The sequence below is a fragment of the Kluyvera sp. NPDC087067 genome (genome assembly GCF_044745165.1).
GTDB lineage: Bacteria > Pseudomonadota > Gammaproteobacteria > Enterobacterales > Enterobacteriaceae > Kluyvera.
Genome location: NZ_JBIUZS010000003.1, coordinates 278,256 through 297,090, shown reverse-complemented (window position 1 = coordinate 297,090; position 18,835 = coordinate 278,256). Strand labels below are relative to the sequence as shown.

Below are 18,835 nucleotides of genomic sequence, written 5' to 3'. Positions count from 1 at the left end.
AAATATTATTTGCGCAATACATCATCTGCCCCGAGATATACACCTGATTGTATCTCTATTATTTCAAGAGGGAGTCGACCTACGTTTTCCAGAACATGGTTGACCCCGATAGGTATATAAACAGATTCGTTTTCAGTTAATATAGAGTCACTATCACCTTTAGTAACTTTTGCTGTCCCAGCTACTACAATCCAATGTTCTGCGCGGTGATAATGAGTTTGCGAGGATATTTTTTCACCGGGTTTAACAGTGATTCGATTCACCTGATAACGTTCACCAGAGTCAACACTTGTTATTTTTCCCCACGGCCGATAAATATCCTGATGCATTTTATGCTCAGTACGCCCATTAGACTTCAAATAACTAACAATATTTTTTACATCTTGCACTTTGTTTTTGTCAGCGACTAATAAAGCATCATTAGTCTGTACGATAACCAGGTTATTAACACCAACAGTGGCAACTAACATGGATCCTGAAGAGATATAGTTATTAGAAGATGCGACAGGAAATACATCCCCTTTAATAACATTATTATCATTATCCTTATCCGATACATCCCATAATGAAGACCATGAACCAACATCTGACCACCCAGCTGACATCGGCACAACCACAGCATTATCGGTTTTTTCCATTACCGCATAATCAATGGAGTCACCAGGACAGGAAGCAAAAATATCACCATCAACTCGGATAAAATCAAGATCGTTTTCACTATTAGCAATAGCTTGCTCACAAGCCGTCAGGATATCAGGACGAAACTTTTTAAGTTCACTAATATACTCACTAGCTTTAAAAAGGAACATTCCACTATTCCAATAAAAACATTTGGAGTCGAGATATTCACAGGCTGTTTTATAATCAGGCTTCTCTACAAATTTATCAACTTTGTAAATAGAATCAGCAAGTTGCTCGCCACGGTGAATATAACCATAGCCCGTTTCAGCATGAGTCGGCACAATGCCAAATGTCACCAGAGAACCTTGTTCAGCATAGGGAATTGCTTGAGAAATTGCAGAATGGAAAGCCGACAGGTCCTCAATCACATGGTCCGCCGCTAAAACTAGTAACAACGGATCTGACTGATCTGATTTCAATGCTGTTAAAGCTGCTAATGCTACCGCCGGTGCAGTATTCCTGCCACACGGTTCAAGAATAATATTTTTCTGAAGCGCTGAAATGTTCAACAATTGCTCAGCAGCAAGGAAACGATGTTCTTCATTACAAATGACTAAAGGATTATTACAGCTTAGTCCTTTGAGTCTTAATATCGTATTTTGTAACATCGTCTGATTGTTAATTAATGGCAAAAATTGCTTTGGATAAAGCTCTCGTGACATCGGCCATAAACGACTTCCGGTACCGCCAGCCATAATAATTGGGGTGATAGAATTCATGGGTAATAAAAATCTCTTAATACGTCACAGTTTTATCAGCTAAGAACTGTTTCCACTTGTTCTCAACGTAGTTATTCATTTCTTGATGGAATCTTTCTTTTGAAAAACGCTCGGCATTATTACGACAATTATCCGGGCTGAAATTTTCAATTTTAAGCTCAAATTGTTCAACAGCTTCGATTATAGACTGAACACTTTGCTCTTTGAAAAATACACCTGTTGGTGTTGCACTCTCTTCAGGCAGAACTGTTTCCAGCGCCCCGCCTTTCCCGAATGCGATCACGGGAGTACCGCAGGCTTGTGCTTCCACAGGAATTATGCCGAAATCTTCTTCAGCAGCAAAAACGAATGCTTTGGCCTTTTGCATATGATCTTTAAGAACTTTAAATTCGCAGAAACCAAGCAACTTAACATTCGCGGAAGCTTTATTTTTGATTTTCTCAAAATCAGGACCATCACCAATAACGATTAGCTGTTTTTCTGGCATTTTAGAAAATGCTTCAACAATTAAATCAATACGCTTATATGGAACCATTCTGGAAGCAGTCAAATAAAAATCTTGTTTCTCGTGAGTCAATGTGAATTCATTGACTGCTACAGGTGGATATATAACATCAGCATCGCGTCCGTACACTTTTTTTATACGGCGAGCAATAAACTTTGAATTAGCGATAAAATGGTCGACTCCCGCAGCGGTGCGATAATCCCATATTCTCAGCTTATGCAGTATAAACTTTGCCAGCCAACCTTTAAGACCACGATCTAGTTTCGATTCTTTGAGGTATTGATGCTGTAGATCCCATGCGTAGCGCATCGGAGAATGGACATAGCTGATATGAAGTTGGTCCGGGCCAGTAAGTACCCCTTTTGCCACCGCATGAGCACTAGATATTACAACATCAGCCTTACTAACATCTAATTGTTCAATGGCAAGAGGCATAAGTGGCAAATATTTTTGATAATGTTTTTTAGCGCCTGGTAGTTTTTGAATGAAAGTAGTAGTTGATTTTTTATTTTTAAATTTTGCTCTTTGTTCTTCATTCAAAAAATCAATGACTGAATATAACTCGGCCTCAGGATAAATATCCAGAATCGCAGCGGAAACCTGCTCGGAGCCTGCGTAACTTTGGAGCCACTCATGAACTAAGGTTATCTTTTTATTACTTTGCATTTTTAATCCCATCACTACCTAATGCATTAAGAATTTTTTGAGCGACTTTATCCCAGGTATACATTTCAGCACGAATGAAACCCTTTTTAATCAGGTCATTACGCAATTCCGGTTCGTTGACTAGTCGCGTGATACCTTTGCTAATTTCTTCAACGGATTCTGGGTTAACCAGAATGGCTGCATCTCCAGCAACTTCTGGCAAACTCGAGGTATCTGATGTCAGTACAGGGATACCACAAGCCATAGCTTCAATCACTGGCAGGCCGAAGCCTTCATACAAGCTAGGAAAGACCAACCCCAAAGAACCCTTGTATAAAGAAGGCAATAAATCATCGCTGAGAAAGCCAGTGAATATAACTCGACTCGAATCACCTTTGGATTCTATATAATCAACGATTTCTTTAGTCGCATTGCCAGTAAAAACAAGTTTTATCGATGAATCTATTTCGGAGGCAAAATAAGCGTCAATAAGTCGGAGTTCATTTTTATGTTGTTTGCGATTACTTACACACAGTAGATATTCATAACCGGGTTGATATGGTGCGACTTCATTATTGTAAGCTTCATCAACTCCATTACCAACATTAATGACTTTTTCTGCTGGAACCTTGCTCCAGGCAATGATTCTTGTGCGAGAGAACTCTGATACAGTAAATATACACTTGGCTTTTTTACAACCATGTCTAATTACCGCATTATAAAAAATACTTTTCAAAAATGATTTATTTTCGGGGCGCTCGATATGGTTCAAATCGTGGATAGTAAAGGAGAACGAACATCTCGAAAAATATGGAGGTATATATCCCGGAAAAAAAACAGTTTGGTTTTTATCATACTGGAATAAACACTTATTAGTGTTAGATATCACAGCAATTGGTGAGGCTGGTTTTTGGCTAAAACGCTCCTCTTTTACATTCCCTAAACGTTTGGCAACTTCTTGATAGAATCGCCCTATGCCGCCACTATTACGCCATGAAGCATCGATAATAATCACTTGCTAATCCTTTCATTTTTATGATTTTTATATAAATCATCAAATAAGCATAGCCATTTGTTTAAAATAACTGATTGAGAAAAATGTTCCAACATATGAGTTAAGCTATTCGTTCCAAACTCTTTCAACCGCTCATTATTATTCATGAGTGACGCAAGACGTTGAGCAAAATCGTTCAAATTATCTTGTTCTATTAAATATCCATTGTAACTATCTTTAATGATAGCTGAGATACCTGGGCTACAGTCATATGAAATAAGTGGAATTCCAGAAAGACCCGCCTCGATTAAGCTTAGAGGCAACCCTTCAAATTTCGAAGTTAAAATAAGGATATCTGTTTTAGCAAGAGTAGAATCCAGATTGGAATAAGCGCCTTTTAAAAATACATGAGCATTAAGATCCAACGCATTGATCTCAGTTAAAAGCACTTCTTCATCTGCGCCCCGGCCATATAAGTTTAAGCGCCAGCCACTAAATTCACCTCGTTCCACAAGCTTTTTGATAATTAAAAGCGCATGATTTAATTGTTTTTGACTGTTATCAATTCGCCCTATATAGGAAATTGTTTTATTGCTAAAATCTGAGCGCATCTTAGGTTCGATATGGCAATAATTATGAATATATGAGCCATTATCAATATGGTAATATTTATTATAATCATGCATATCTTCTTCGGACAAAAAAATCACTTTGTCGAACTTATCATGATTCTTTTTCAAATAGTACTTGGTTATTTTTCCACTGATAAAATGTGAAAATCTAAAGTGAGCCATTAAAATACTTTTTCTTGCTGGCTCATGGCTAAATAATTTCACGGATGTATAAATACAAATATCTGGAGATAATGAATTAATTAGCCGAGTCAAAGCAGGTTTAAACAAAAGATCGATTAAGTTATAAAATGAATCTGAATATTTTAATAACTCAATTTTCTCATGTAAAAAATGAATTTTAATGTTATCTGCAATAAAATGAGAAACCTGCTGTGATTTATTAACCTTTTTATAGAGGGATACAATATGCACATCATGATCGGTATTCTGAGCGATCAAGTTAGCCTGATCAATTGTTGCTTTCTCAGTTCCACCCATTCTGTATATTGATTGTATAATATATATAATCCGCATAGTTTCTATTTCGTTATTTAATATTGTGTAAATTTCATTATCTGAGGTTTAATATTTTACGTATTTTCAATTTCAGATATCGTTTAATATTTATGATAGTTAGATGATTCAAAAGTTGCTTTAATGATATTTCGCGATCATAGTGATAACAATAGTTTATGTAAATATTGCTTTTATTTTTATTATTTAGTAGCGTTTTATGCTTCTCTAAAATTATTTCCATCGCAGTTTTAACTTTTTTACTACCTGATATTCTTGGTAAATCATGTTCAAGGTGCATGATATAGGTTAACTCGCCGGTGTTATATCCTTGACCATGTGCATCACAAAACCTAATCCAGCACTCATAATCCTGCCATGCTGGTAACGTCTCATCAAACCCATGAATTTGTTTTAATAATGCTGTTTTTGTAAGGATTTGATTGCCGATAATATTTTCATTTAAAAGGTCAGGAAGTCTTATTAATCTTGGTTGGGTGTATCCCTTTCCTGTTCCATGAGAGTTAACTATCTGGATACCGGTGCACACAAAACTTATTGTTAGATTGTTTTTTAACGTATTTACCATCTTCTCTATACGATCTTCGGTAAATTCATCATCATCATCCAACCCTGTTATGTACTCACCATTCGCCAGATTTATAGCTTTATTACGCGCGAAACAAGCTCCCTGAGCGATATCACTTTTAACGTAAATAATATTCTGGAACTTACTTTGAAGTTCTTCTATCAGTTCAGAAGTGCCGTCCCTGGAGCCATCATCAGAAACAATAATTTCAATGGACTTATATGTTTGTTTCAATACTGAGTGTATTGCCCGGGAAAGGAGATCTTTTCTATTGTGCGTGGGTATATAAACTGAAACTAAGTCGGGGATCATGTAATCTAACTCTTAGTAATTAAGCATCTTTTTCAACACGCTTGGCGAAGATAATGAATAACATAAGGCAGCAGTAAGGTGTGAGTATTTGACGTTCAGTAAGTGTCGTCATTAATGTAACTAGAATAGCACTAACTTCTATGATATCTAGTTTTATAGATTTTATCTTACTAACAATTAAATAAAACGTAAGCAACGAAAGAAGTATTCCGTTAGTGTATGCATATGCAATGAAGAAGAAATCAATTGGTGTATAGGGTTCGATATCGACGCCGTATAATAAGTCAGGCCAACCTAGTTCAGTATATAATATATTACCTAAGCCAATTCTTCCCGACATGGTTATATTTAAATCCAGCATATCGGTATTATATTGTGTGATAGTATAGAACTGGAATGCCATGATTGTCAGTGACACCAGTAAGAACATAAATAGCGATAGCTTTTGGAATTTTAACCTCGGTGAAAATGCACTCCATACCACTCCAAGCATAAATACAAGCAATAGTGTTTCCGATGTACGTGATTTGGTTTGGTCAATTAAAAATATACCAATCAGACACGCAAAAATAGCAATTACCAAAAACGTAATTTTATCTGCGGTCTTATATCTCAGATACCAACAAAATGATATGCAGAAACTGAGGATCAAAATAGCAGAAATGTTAGGGTTATAGAAACCATAGGTTGCCCTTACACCATAAACACTATCAGGAGCGTAAAGCGGGTAATCAGAGAAAAAAATCAAAGGGAAAATTAAGAGTATAATACTCAAATTTCCGTAGAAGATTATCGCGGCTACTTCCTTAACTTTTATTTTTTGACAAACAATAGCAAAATAGCCAAGTGCAAGAATGGAATACCCTGCAGTCGTGCGCGAATGCATATATGTTAGGCTAAAAAATAATAGTAGAACTAAAATAAATAGCCAGTTGTTTCTCGTCAAAAATGGCAGGCTAGATATTAAGGCTATAATAAAAATCAAACTATAGATATATTTATATAGCTCTAAAGATGGTTCAGATATTAAAACTTGAGTTATCAACACCTTCGAACAAAAAGCCACATATGCTATATAAAGCAATAGCTTCCATGTTCTGACCGGATTCGTAATCATTCTTACCCTATCAAGCTTATCAGCTACTTTCTATGATTTTTAAAAAAATTGTCTACATTTCTTATCATTTTATCATTGTTCGATAGACAACAACCAAAATAGCCAGTTACTGCGGCAAGAATCTTACCAGCTAGTCTTACCATAATATTGTTGTGGACAAATCTAACAGTATTACTGATATTGAGAGCATTATTTGAATGTTCTATTTCATTAACTGTTGGTATCGCATCTGCATAGGCATACACAGAGGTACCCGATAATTCGATTAATTTGCTTATCCAAATATCATCAGTTTTTGGTGCAACATTCATATAATCATCTAAAACTAATAGACTTTCTGAGATATGTTTTTTTGATAATACACAGCCGCCAATGCCAGTAATAATAAAATCTTTTTCTAAAATAGTATTACTGTTTTGCAATGGATAAAGATTATAACTTTTATACTTTCCAAAAATATTTTTTTTCTTTAATCTTATCCGAGACGCAACAACTAAGTTGCCGCCATTAGCATGATAAGTTTTCAACAGACCGGCTAACCATGCTCTTCCGTAAATAACATCATCATCAGCATATACAATGATATCTTCATCTTTCGCAGCGCGTAATACAGGTATCACTTTACGGTAGGGGCCTGTATTTGTGGTAAAGTTAATTTTTATAATATTTTTTATTGTATTAAGTTCAGCGACCCACTCTGGAATGACTGTTATACCCTCATCCGCAAGATATTTTTCTTTAGAGATCCAAAGATTAATAACATCAGGTAAGATCAATTGATTGTAAAAAGACCATACAGTGGCGGCACAAAGTTCCAATCGAGAATAGGTTGTTGTTAAATTAACACTAATCATTGATAATTCTCTTTCTAAAATTCAACCCAATTTTCTGGCGTACTTCCTTTGAACAGATAACTAACATCAACGAAAATGAAAGCATACCAATAACAACATTACTGATTAGATTCATATATGAGTTATCAATTGTAATTACGTTGTCAAAACCGACGATACATAGAATCATAAAGATATCAGCTATAAATATAACATGACATTTCTTAATTATATCGATTAAACGACCATTTATAATTTTCATAAGATAATGCATCGCAGGAATAAAATTAATAAAATTTGCGATGAAATACAATTTTGCAAAAATAATAATATTATATTGAACGCCAATTATAAATGCTGACACTTGAAGGATCATGCTTAGAATCCCTAATGTCATAAGCAAATCAGTTCTGCCTTTAGCCATAAAGACAGTGCCGGATGTACTGAGAACGGATTGGAGAATAGCTGTAGGTGCCAGCCAAAGTAAAATTTCGCCGGTTAAGACCCATTCTTTGCCAAACACTAATAGAACAAAAGGCTCACGTAATAAAGCTAAACCCGTCATTAGTGGCACGACCAGGCACAATATAACAAATACACAGTTTAGATATGTATTCCTGATTTTATCATTATCATCCTGATGTTTGCTTAAAATAGGAAAAAGAGAGCGCCCCGCTACAAACGTAAGGGTTTGTAGCGGAAATAACATCACCCGATAAGCCAAACTGTATGCGCCCAGTATGGAATCAGACATAAAACGACCGATAATAATATTATCGGCATTTCTCGTAAAATAATTCAGGAAATTAAAAATTGAGAGATTTGCACTAAATCCAAATATTTTCTTCAACTCTCCCATATCGAAGATTTTACTTAACGCTGGACGCCAACGAGAACTTCTCCAGAGCTGAATTGACGACATCGCGTTTAATATTATGGCTTGGAAAACAAGGCTATAAACTCCATAGCCCTTGTATGCCATGAATAATGCAATAACAACTGATACTAGTGATGATGAAATTTCTATAAATGCAATTTGTTTAAAACGAGAATCTCTTTCGAGTAGTGCCAAATGCGCCGAAGCACTGCTTGAAATAGGAAAAATTAACGCTAACAATAATAAAACTGGGGTTAATTTTGGTTGATGGAAGAACTCAGAAATAAAGGGAGAGCCACCTGCAATAATTAAAGCTATAGATAATCCCATAAACACATTTAACCAGAACACAGCATTTATTAGATTATCATTTATTTCTTTTCTTTGAATAATTGCCGCTGCAGTACCTAAATCTCTAATGAGGTTACCAAAATTAACTACAACTAACGCCATGGCCATTATGCCATATTCACTTGGCGCAATAAGTCTCGCTAAATATACAATATTTACAAGCTGTACAAAGATTTTGAAAACCTGCGAAAATGCCACCCATTTCGCATTGTTAAATAATGTCATTTAGTTTTCTCAAATAATAAGCGTTTCATTCTAATAACATTTCTTTGACGCACGCTACCGCCCCTGGCTCAACAGCTACCAGTGCACTGTGAAAATCCTAACGACAGATAAGAATTCAATATAGCGGTGATGCTAAAAATCGTTCAATTGTCGTACCAATCAATTCACGATACATCTAAATCATGAGAGATACGATCAGTGCTGTTCAACACTGCGTTCACTGCTCCCTGATTCTCTAAAAACAAAACGGCAGTTACATTCATCGGCATCACAATTTCAGCTCAGAATGTTCACCGCCGTTATTATCATTTATTGCTTACTGCCCATGAAGAGCTAATGCTTGTTACTGACTCAATAACGCCTCAATCCCTTTACGGAACTTAGCCCCATCCTTCAAATTCCGCAGCCCATACTGCACAAACGCCTGCATATACCCCATTTTCTTCCCGCAGTCGTAGCTCTGACCCGTCATCAGCATCGCATCAACAGACTGTTTTTTAGCCAGTTCAGCAATCGCATCGGTCAGCTGGATACGGCCCCATGCGCCAGGCACGGTTTTCGCCAGTTCTTCCCAGATATCAGCGGACAGCACATAGCGCCCTACTGCCATCAGATCGGAGTCCAGCTCCTGCGGCTGATCCGGTTTTTCGATAAAATCAACGATACGGCTGACTTTACCTTCAGCATCCAGAGGCTCTTTGGTTTTAATAACGGAGTATTCAGACAGATCGCCCGGCATGCGTTTAGCCAGTACCTGACTACGGCCGGTCTCTCTGAAACGAGCGACCATCGCAGCAAGGTTGTAACGAAGCGGATCGGCAGACGCGTTATCCAGAACGATGTCTGGCAGGACAACCACGAACGGGTTATCGCCAACAATGGGTTTCGCGCAAAGAATGGAGTGTCCCAGACCCAGCGGTTGAGCCTGACGGACGTTCATGATGGTTACGCCAGGTGGACAGATTGCCTGAACTTCCGCCAGCAGCTGGCGTTTAACGCGCATTTCGAGCAGCGCTTCAAGTTCATACGAGGTGTCGAAGTGGTTTTCCACCGAGTTTTTTGATGCGTGGGTTACCAGAACGATTTCTTTGATACCAGCAGCAACCACTTCGTCAACGATGTACTGAATCATTGGCTTATCGACGATCGGCAGCATCTCTTTAGGGATTGCCTTTGTGGCGGGTAACATATTCATACCCAAGCCCGCTACCGGAATGACTGCTTTCAAATTAACCATTATCTTGTCCACCTATATTCGGTTGCTGAATTATAGCGATTAACCGTGTTTAATCCACTTTGTTTTGTCATATTACTGATTCGGGTAGGAGAGATCCCGGGGTGTTGTCTGAGAATGGCGAAAATTATCGTACTCTACGCGCCGGCAACGCAAAGTTGAGGCGTTCTGTGTTGACGACCTGTTGATCGATATGGTCAATATCTACCGACGACTGCCCTTTCTCGTTCACCGCCGTCACGTTCGCCAGCGACAGCAGCGTGTCATCGCGCGCCATAAACTTGCCGCGTACATCTTTGCGCATGTCAAAGTTAATTTGCAGGGCGGCTCCCCGCGTGGATTCTTGCATTACATTGATATTGCGCAAGAAAAAATGCTGTGGCTTGTTATGGATCTCCAGCGAAGCATGCTTCATGTTGAGGTTGGTGATGGAAACGAACGAAGGATTGTTGCCCGATGAAATCTGGATACCCCTGACCGTGTAGGCCAGTTGGCTATTATCCAGCTGTATATTATTCAGGCGGAAATTTTGCGGAATGGACAAATAATTGCCTTTGATAACGCCATAGCCAATAAGCATTCCCGCACTATTAACCATCTCGACACCATCTATCACAAAATTATCACAGCCATATATTGCTACCGTGGCGTTATCTATTCCCGCTTTCTTGCTGAAGTCCGGCGTAATATTGCTGGCCTTAACATTGCGGATGATAAAATGCTTGCCATTCTCGACATGCACCAGCTGACGGCAGTTGCTGCCGGTGATATTGGCGACAACGAAGTTTTTGACCGCCTGCTCTTCCGGGTAGCCATTATCGTACGTGCTGCCCGCAAGCCCAATACCGATGCCCCAGTTCACCTTACCGTTAGTGCAGTCGATATGGTCGATAACATGATCGGAGATAAGGATGTTGCGGTCATTAATGGCCACGTTCCACTCAATGGCGTCACCCTGAAGATAGCTGAAGTGGCAATGGGTAATGTTGACGTCAACCCACTGGTTGTGGAATCCCTGACGCAGAATGCCGTAATTGGCTTTGGTGATGGTCAAGCGAGTAAGCGTGAGATTACGCATCTGCTGTTTATCTTTGCCACCGATAAATATCTGTGCAACCGGCCCGTAACCGCTCATTGTCAGCCCGGCAATAGTGCAATCACCGCCACGTATATCGAGGGTGATGTTGTATAAACTTGCCGCGCCGCTGCCGATAATCTGACAGCCTTTTTGCAGAATAAATCGCCCCCGGCCATTGCCTTTGAGACTACCGGCCACCTGCAGCGTTTTCCCCGGCGGCAGGGTAATCGCCGTGTTGATGTTATCGCAGACAACATCGGCGGGAACGCTTACGCTGTCGGCCTGACGAAACGCCTCATTAAACGCGTGGATCCAGTCCCCGTTCTCCACAAAGTCACGAATATCGGCGGTGTTCTTTTTTTCTGCCGCACGCGCCGCGGCAACCGGCAGAACGGGTAGTGCGGCAGCAAGCGTTGCGCCTGCCGTCAGGAAGTAACGTCGAGTTAAGGTATGCATATGGCCTCCTTAGCAAATCGTCTGCAGCAGGCTGGCGAGCTGCCGGTTAATGAGCTGCTGATTAAAATCAGTTTCGACTTTTTTACGTGCACGCGTCACTACCGGCTGGAGACTCTGTTCGTCCATTCCCGCCAATACCCGCAGTTTATCGGCCAGTGCTTGGGCGTCATTCTCCGCCACCAGCCAGCCGGAATGACCGGAATCAATGAGCTCCGGGATACCGCTGTGGACGGTCGAGAGCACGGGGATCCCCACCGCCATAGCCTCCATCAGCGCCACGGGGATACCTTCCATATCACCATCCGCGCCGGTGATTGAAGGCAGCAGGAACACATCGGCATCATCTAACATCGCCTTCACCTCATGGCTGGGCTTAAAACCCGGCATCTCAACCTGATCGTCAAGTTGATATTGCTCAATCAAAGTCCGCAGGCGCCGCTCCCACGGCCCGATTCCCAGGATGCGATAACGGAAATTGACGCCCTGCGCTTTCAACTGACGACAGGCTTCAATCGCCACATGCAGCCCCTTCTTCTCGGTCAACCGCGCAACCGAGATAATTTGCAAGCACGCGTTCGGTGCTTTTAGTGGGCGCTGCGTGAAACGCTCCATATTGACGCCCATCCGCGAAACGCTGATTTTTTCTCCCGGACAGCCCATCGTTTTCAGCCGCTCTGCCCATAGCTGGCTTATCGGCAGCATCATGTCACCGCGGCGGAAAAGCTGCTGATATTCACCGCGATAGTGGTTCAGCACTTCACGGCTGGAGATATCAATCCCGTGGAAAACGGTGGCGATTTTGCCGCGAATTACCCCCAGTTCGCGGAGTTTTGCCGCCGTCACGCCGGCCGGGCCGAAGTGGGCGATAAACACATCCGCGGTCAATGGCGATGGTGTACGGCTACAAATCGATGAAAGGATCAGGTTACGCGCCTCCTGGCCATAGCGGCGGGGATTCAACGCCCGCCACACCGCCGGGCGATGAAGCCCGCGCAGCGTGCTGAATCCGCGATAGCGCAACTTGGCCAGCGCGCCCGACGGCTCATCCTGCAACCAGCGGACTTTATCCGCCAGCTGGTATTGGGTATAGGCCGCGTGGGTATGAGTCAGGTCGCCTTTTTGTAAGGCGACAATCTCCACGTCATAGCCCATTTCGATAAACGCCACGATCTGGTTTAAGACAAACGTTTCTGACGATAAGGGAAATTTCAGCAGGAAAAAGCTGACTTTCATCGCCCCTCCCGGATACGGTTTAGCACCGACTCAATCATGGTAAAGCCCTTCTGGCGTTCACCTTCTACCGCCGCCGCCACGCGTTCACCCAGCGCAGGAAGCTGATTTAAGATGTCTGCCACCACGCCCTGCATCGAACCGTCAAGCAGGTGACGGATATCGATAGCCATCTCCGGCATCCCCAACTGCTGCATGATGCCCGCAGATTTGTGCTCGTAGTTGATGGCGATAGCGGGGGTGCCAAAGTTCATGGAAATAATGGCAGAGTGCAGACGGGTGCCGATGGTCAGCGCACAGGAAGCGAGGATCTTGCCGATTTCCACGTCGTTAAGCTCATCCATGGCAATATGGAAATGCTCGCGATGATTGATGTACTGCGACATGCGCAGCGCGACCATGCGATCGTCCCGGTTATAGCGGTCAATACTGGTACAGGTAGAGAGCGCCAGTACCTGATAACCATCATCAATCATTCGGTTCACGACCTCGGCGAAGGCTTTTTCATACGCCTGCTGGGTGGTGCCCAGGCGCTTATCGAATGGCTCCAGCTCGCGCAGCGTAATCGCCACGGTTTTGCACTGTGCGGTCAGATTCAGCCAGTGCTGAACCGCATAGCTGGCTTCAAAGGTGTCATTACGATGTTCAACCAGCCACGCGGTATCCACGCCCTGCTCGACTTTGCTGGTATCAATCTGCGCCTTTGCCATCAGTTCGCGGCTGACGGTTTCACGCAGGATCAGCGCATTGGTTCGCCCAAAGGTGTAATTAGCTAACTGATTAAAATCTGGATTCTGGAATGGCCCAACGCTGTGACCAATCATGTAAATCGGCTTATTCGCCATAAAGGCACACAGCGGATATTCGAAGTGGGTTAAACCGTAGAGATCGACGTAGTTCGACCCACCGACCTGAATGATGGCGTCGTAATTACCCAGAAAACGCACAAAGTCATGAAACTCCGGCGCAATCTCAAAGTTGCGCAGTTTGCCTTCGCCGGTCACCTTCGCCAGCAAGATTTTGTGCTGGAAGCGACGACGTAATACTTTCTTCACGCGACCGCTCACGCCCGGTGCCGCTTGTTGCTTCTGGCTTAACTGATACAGCGGATCGGCCATTATTTCACGCCCCTGCAACCAGGAAGAACTGGTCGGGAAACGGCTCATCACATCCATTTCAACATCCGGTTGCTGGCGAACAATCGCATCCAGCAGTCCACGCATAATGGCGCTGTCGCCACGGTTGCCGCAGGTGTGGTTGCCTAAAATTAATAATTTCATCATGGCCTCATCAAAAGGGGTTCAAGCAAATCATTCAAAAATGCGTCATTGTCGAACGTAGGTCGGATAAGGCAACGCCGCCATCCGGCAATCTGCGCCGGGTTGCCTGAGGGCGCTACGCTTATCGGGCCTACATCAACGGTTATTCAGAAACACGTAATAACATCTTCAGTTTCTGGCTCCGACAGAGCGTTTTTTTAAGTTCAATCAACAGGCTATTGCGGGACAGCAACACTACCAGCGCAAAACTGACCACGCCCGTCAGCACCTGTAATGCCAATAGCAGTGACAGCGAGACGCTGCCTTCAAGCAGCCGCCCTACGGCATAGCTCACCACCAGCGTCGGCAGCGACAGTCGCAGTGGCAGCCAGAGGCTCAGCAGATAGTCGCGATAGCTTGGGCCCAGAATCGGTTTAATCATCACGAAGTAGCTGAGAATGGTGTTGATGATCTGCACCAGCAGGAAACCCAGCGTGACGCCAATCGCTCCACCAAGCTGGCCACCGATAATCACCGCCGGAATAAACAGGAAGGTTTTAAATACGTTGAATTTAAAGCTGATATCGACACGCGCCTTCGCCATCAGCAACGAGCCAATCGGATTACCGACCGAACGCAACAGCCCCACCACGCACAGCAGTTGCAGGATAGGCACGATGTGCAGCCATTTTTCACCAAACACCAACGGTACAAAGTTATTGCTGACCACCATCAGCCCCAGCAGCGCCGGGAAGTTAATAATTCCCACTACCGACAGCAGCTTATAAAAATTCACCCGGAGTTTGTCGGTATCGTCCTGAATCTTGGCAAACGCCGGGAACAGCACGCGGGTAATAATCGGGTTGAGTTTCATCGGCGGCACGACGGCCACGTTATAGGCGAGGTTATATCCCCCGGCGACGCTCGCCCCGAGAATGCGCGCCAGCGTGAGCGTTGAGAGATTGGTATTGATGTAGTTAACGATACTGTCAGCGGTCAGCCAGGCACCAAAACGCAGGTTAGGCACCACGGTAGCGAGCGAGAAATGCAGTCCCGGACGGTAGATTTTGCGGCCAAAATAGCCGAACAGCAGCGTACGCACCGCACTATTGACCAGATAACCCAGAATAGCCGTCATCGCCAGCGGCCAGTACCATGCGCTTATCACCGTAAAAGTGAACCCCGACAGCACGGCGGCGGTTTCAATCGAGCCGATTTTGTTGAACTCCAGCTCCTTTTGCATCAGCGCACGGAACTGCTGACCGTGGGGAATCAGCACAAATGCCAGCGATAACGTTTTGATAAGCGGCGCTAAATCCGGGTTGTGCAGGACGTTGGCAATGGTGTCGCTCAGCAGATAAACGGCGACACAGACCACCAATCCCAGCCCCACATTAAGCCAGTAGAGCGTAGTCAGCTCCAGCTGGCTGATTTGCTTGCGCTGAATAATTGAGTTGGCAATGCCAAAGTCCGACAGCGTATCCGCCAGCGCAATAATCACCAGCGACACGGTCAACAGGCCGAACTGATGACCGTCGAACAGGCGTGCCAGCACGGTCATTTGCGCCAGCCCCAGTCCAATAATCACTATCGTCGCCATCGCCGACCACTTCGCACCGCTGATGGTTTTTTCTCTCAGGCCCATGTCAATTCCTCAATAGGCTGCTTTGTTGACAAAGCCTTTGAATACCGTCAGGAAAACGATTCGGATATCGAGCCACAGGCTCCATTCGCGGATGTACTCGAGATCGAACTCGATGCGTTTTTCCATTTTTTCCAGCGTGTCGGTTTCACCGCGCCAGCCGTTGATTTGCGCCCAGCCGGTAATGCCGGGTTTCACTTTGTGGCGCAGCATGTAGCCTTCAATCAGCTGACGATACTGCTCGTTGTGCGCCACCGCGTGGGGACGCGGGCCGACTATCGACATGCCGCCGGTGAGCACGTTAATGAACTGCGGTAGCTCATCGAGCGATGTGCGGCGTAAGAAGTTACCCACGCGGGTGACGCGCGGATCGTTCTGGGTGGCCTGCGTCACGACGCCGTCATTCTCCATCACCTTCATGGAACGAAACTTCCACACTTTGATGGGCTTACCGTCCATGCCGTAGCGGGTTTGACGGAAAATAATCGGCCCTGGCGAACTGATTTTGACCGCCAACGCAATGCAGCACAGCGCCGGTGAGATCAGCAGCAAAATGCACAACGCCAGCACAATATCTTCCAGCCTTTTAATCAGGCGATTGACTCCAGAAAGCGGCGTGTCATACAGCGGAACGACCGGAATGCCGTTGACTACTTCTACCCGCGAATGCAGGATATTGAAGGTGAACACATCTGGAATTAGCAGTACTGAACAGGTGGTGTCGGCAAGCGAGCGCACCAGCGCTTTAATCTCACTTTCTTCCTGCATTGCCATGGAGATATAGACGTTGTGGATTTTGCCCGCGCGAGCGTCATCGCGCAGTTGTTCGAAATTCCCCATCCAATCCGCATTCACGCCGCCCGGTTTCGCATCGTAATAGCTGCCAACCACTTCGTACCCTAGCCACGGCTGATTGCGGAAGCTATCCAGTAGCTCCTGCCCTTCCGGCATATCGCCGGCGACCGCAACGTAGCGAGTGTTATACCCACGATGACGCAGTACCCCCGCGCCATAACGGATAAAGATTCGGCTGGCGAGCATACCGACGGTGCTGAGCAGATACCACGCCAGCCAGATACCGAAGTGAGTACTAAAGTCATCGTTAAACGCCAGCAAACCGGCGGCAAAGACCAGGCTCAGCGTCCAGTTTTGCAACAGCAGCAACAGTTCGGTGGTTATCCGTACCCCGCGCCACGAACGGTAGAAGTCGGTAATGCCGCCTATCATCTGGAATACCGCCAGCGTGACCAGCGCCATCAGCAAATGCAGGTACAAAAACGGCAGCGCGATGGCCTGACACACCAGCCACAGACCACCCAGCATGATGGTGATGTCTGAAAAACGCTGCACCATTGAGATTAACGATGCATTCGTTTTGGCTCGCTCGCGCTTTTTTAGAGTCGTCATCGTTGGTCCTATTGTGTGGTTTTTTCCTGCCCCCTCACCCTAACCCTCTCCCCAAAGGGGCGAGGGGACCGTCCGGCGCTAGCCCTCACTTCTGAGGTAAAACGCGGCTCGGTTTTCTCCCTCTCCCCTTCGGGGAGAGGGCCGGGGTGAGGGGGCGAGGCAATATTTACTGATTAAGCAACGCCAGAATGTCCTGCGTTCGCGCCTGCATCAGCGGCGAATTCCCGCGCGATTCCACGTTCAGGCGCACCACCGGTTCGGTGTTCGATGAGCGCAGGTTGAAGCGCCAGTCGGCAAACGCCAGGCTGATGCCATCGGTGCGGTCAATCTCCAGCGCGCTACCGGCAAAATGGGCTTCAACGCGGGCAATCGCCGCCGACGGCTCGGCCAGCGTGCTGTTGATTTCCCCGCTCGCCGGAAACGCCGCCATGCGGTCGCGCACCAGTTCACCCAGCGTTTTCCCCTTCAGGCACAGCAGTTCGCTCACCAGTAGCCACGGGATCATGCCGCTGTCGCAGTAGGCAAAATCGCGGAAGTAGTGATGGGCGCTCATCTCGCCGCCATAGACCGCGTCGTCCTGGCGCATACGTTCTTTAATAAACGCATGCCCGGTTTTTGACATAACGGGGGTGCCTCCCGCCGCGGTGACGACATCGACGGTATTCCAGGACAGGCGCGGGTCATGAATAATGCGCGCGCCCGGATTCTTCTCAAGGAAGGCTTCTGCCAGCAGGCCCACAATGTAGTAGCCCTCAATAAACTGGCCTTTTTCGTCAAACAGGAAGCAGCGGTCAAAATCGCCGTCAAAGGCGATACCCATATCGGCACCGTGTTCGATAACCGCATTGCGGGTGTCATCGCGGCACTCCGGCAGCAGCGGATTAGGAATACCGTGCGGGAACGTGCCGTCCGGGGTGTTATGGACTTTAATCAAGCTCACCGGCACGTTCAGCGCCTTGAAGCGCGCTTCCAGCGCATCAATCACCGGGCCAGCGGCACCGTTACCGGAGTTCACCACCAGCTTCAGCGGCGTCAGGTTTTTGACGTCGATATAGCCCAGTAGGTGCTGGATGTAGGCATCCTGTAAGTTGATTTGCTGATAGCTGCCGCGCTGGTCTTCACTGACCGGCGGGAAGTCATTGGCCTCCGCCAGGCGTTGGATATCTCGCAGGCCGGTATCGCCGCTGATAGGACGTGCGCCTTCACGCACCAGCTTCATGCCGTTGTAATCCATCGGATTATGGCTGGCGGTCACTTCAATGCCACCGTCTACGCCAAGGTGGAAGGTGGCAAAGTAGATCTCTTCGGTGCCGGAAAGCCCGATATCCAGCACGTCGACGCCCGCGTCGCGCAGGCCACGCGCCAGCGCCATTTTCAGCGCTTTACTGGTCAGGCGCACATCGCCCCCCAGCACAATGGTTTTCGGTTTCAGGTATTCGCCGTAAGCGCGGCCAATGCGCCACGCAATATCTTCATTGAGCTCATCGCCCAGCTTGCCGCGAATATCGTAGGCTTTAAAACAGGTTAACTTATTCATGTTTTTTACCTTTCTTC

15 protein-coding genes are annotated in these 18,835 nt (G+C 45.1%); all 15 read right to left on the bottom strand.

Translation table 11 applies throughout. The annotated features are described in order from the left end of the window. Nucleotides 1-5 precede the first annotated feature (5 nt). Entirely contained in the window at nt 6-1,400 is a 1,395-nt protein-coding gene (locus tag ACIPDS_RS10095) for a mannose-1-phosphate guanylyltransferase/mannose-6-phosphate isomerase (protein WP_400735122.1), read from the bottom strand. A 16-nt stretch (nt 1,401-1,416) separates the two neighbouring features. Then, entirely contained in the window at nt 1,417-2,571 is a 1,155-nt protein-coding gene (locus ACIPDS_RS10090; protein ID WP_400735120.1) for a glycosyltransferase family 4 protein, read from the bottom strand. Further along, nucleotides 2,561-3,565 (bottom strand): glycosyltransferase family 4 protein, encoded by a 1,005-nt coding sequence (locus tag ACIPDS_RS10085; protein WP_400735118.1) that lies wholly within the window; start codon nt 3,563-3,565, stop codon nt 2,561-2,563. The genes ACIPDS_RS10090 and ACIPDS_RS10085 overlap by 11 nt, the downstream gene beginning before the upstream one ends. Beyond that, nucleotides 3,562-4,656, bottom strand: coding sequence for a glycosyltransferase (locus tag ACIPDS_RS10080; RefSeq protein WP_400735116.1), 1,095 nt, complete (start codon nt 4,654-4,656; stop codon nt 3,562-3,564). Before ACIPDS_RS10080 ends, ACIPDS_RS10085 begins: the two co-directional genes overlap by 4 nt. A gap of 73 nt (nt 4,657-4,729) precedes the next feature. Continuing rightward, on the bottom strand, nt 4,730-5,572 hold the full coding sequence (locus ACIPDS_RS10075) for a glycosyltransferase (RefSeq protein ID WP_400735114.1): 843 nt from the start codon (nt 5,570-5,572) through the stop codon (nt 4,730-4,732). A gap of 19 nt (nt 5,573-5,591) precedes the next feature. Beyond that, nucleotides 5,592-6,689: a hypothetical protein gene (locus ACIPDS_RS10070; protein ID WP_400735112.1), complete on the bottom strand. Its 1,098-nt coding sequence runs from the start codon at nt 6,687-6,689 to the stop codon at nt 5,592-5,594. Nucleotides 6,690-6,712: 23 nt separating this feature from the next. Next, the gene (locus ACIPDS_RS10065; RefSeq protein WP_400735110.1) at nt 6,713-7,543 is read right to left on the bottom strand and encodes a glycosyltransferase; all 831 of its coding nucleotides are present in this window, start codon (nt 7,541-7,543) and stop codon (nt 6,713-6,715) included. Further along, nucleotides 7,536-8,975: an MOP flippase family protein gene (locus ACIPDS_RS10060; protein ID WP_400735108.1), complete on the bottom strand. Its 1,440-nt coding sequence runs from the start codon at nt 8,973-8,975 to the stop codon at nt 7,536-7,538. The genes ACIPDS_RS10065 and ACIPDS_RS10060 overlap by 8 nt, the downstream gene beginning before the upstream one ends. Nucleotides 8,976-9,318: 343 nt before the next feature. After that, nucleotides 9,319-10,212 (bottom strand): UTP--glucose-1-phosphate uridylyltransferase GalF, encoded by an 894-nt coding sequence (gene galF / locus ACIPDS_RS10055; protein WP_166513426.1) that lies wholly within the window; start codon nt 10,210-10,212, stop codon nt 9,319-9,321. Nucleotides 10,213-10,336: 124 nt separating this feature from the next. Then, on the bottom strand, nt 10,337-11,743 hold the full coding sequence (wcaM, locus tag ACIPDS_RS10050; protein WP_400735105.1) for a colanic acid biosynthesis protein WcaM: 1,407 nt from the start codon (nt 11,741-11,743) through the stop codon (nt 10,337-10,339). A gap of 9 nt (nt 11,744-11,752) precedes the next feature. Continuing rightward, nucleotides 11,753-12,976: a colanic acid biosynthesis glycosyltransferase WcaL gene (wcaL, locus tag ACIPDS_RS10045; protein WP_400735103.1), complete on the bottom strand. Its 1,224-nt coding sequence runs from the start codon at nt 12,974-12,976 to the stop codon at nt 11,753-11,755. Further along, nucleotides 12,973-14,253, bottom strand: a complete 1,281-nt coding sequence (gene wcaK / locus ACIPDS_RS10040) for a colanic acid biosynthesis pyruvyl transferase WcaK (protein ID WP_400735584.1) — start codon at nt 14,251-14,253, stop codon at nt 12,973-12,975. The genes wcaL and wcaK overlap by 4 nt, the downstream gene beginning before the upstream one ends. A gap of 142 nt (nt 14,254-14,395) precedes the next feature. Continuing rightward, complete coding sequence (locus tag ACIPDS_RS10035; RefSeq protein WP_400735101.1) at nt 14,396-15,877, bottom strand: MOP flippase family protein; 1,482 nt, start codon at nt 15,875-15,877, stop codon at nt 14,396-14,398. Between the two features lie 9 nt (nt 15,878-15,886). After that, the gene (wcaJ, locus tag ACIPDS_RS10030; protein WP_400735099.1) at nt 15,887-17,281 is read right to left on the bottom strand and encodes an undecaprenyl-phosphate glucose phosphotransferase; all 1,395 of its coding nucleotides are present in this window, start codon (nt 17,279-17,281) and stop codon (nt 15,887-15,889) included. A gap of 166 nt (nt 17,282-17,447) precedes the next feature. After that, nucleotides 17,448-18,818: a colanic acid biosynthesis phosphomannomutase CpsG gene (cpsG, locus tag ACIPDS_RS10025; protein WP_400735097.1), complete on the bottom strand. Its 1,371-nt coding sequence runs from the start codon at nt 18,816-18,818 to the stop codon at nt 17,448-17,450. Nucleotides 18,819-18,835 lie beyond the last annotated feature (17 nt).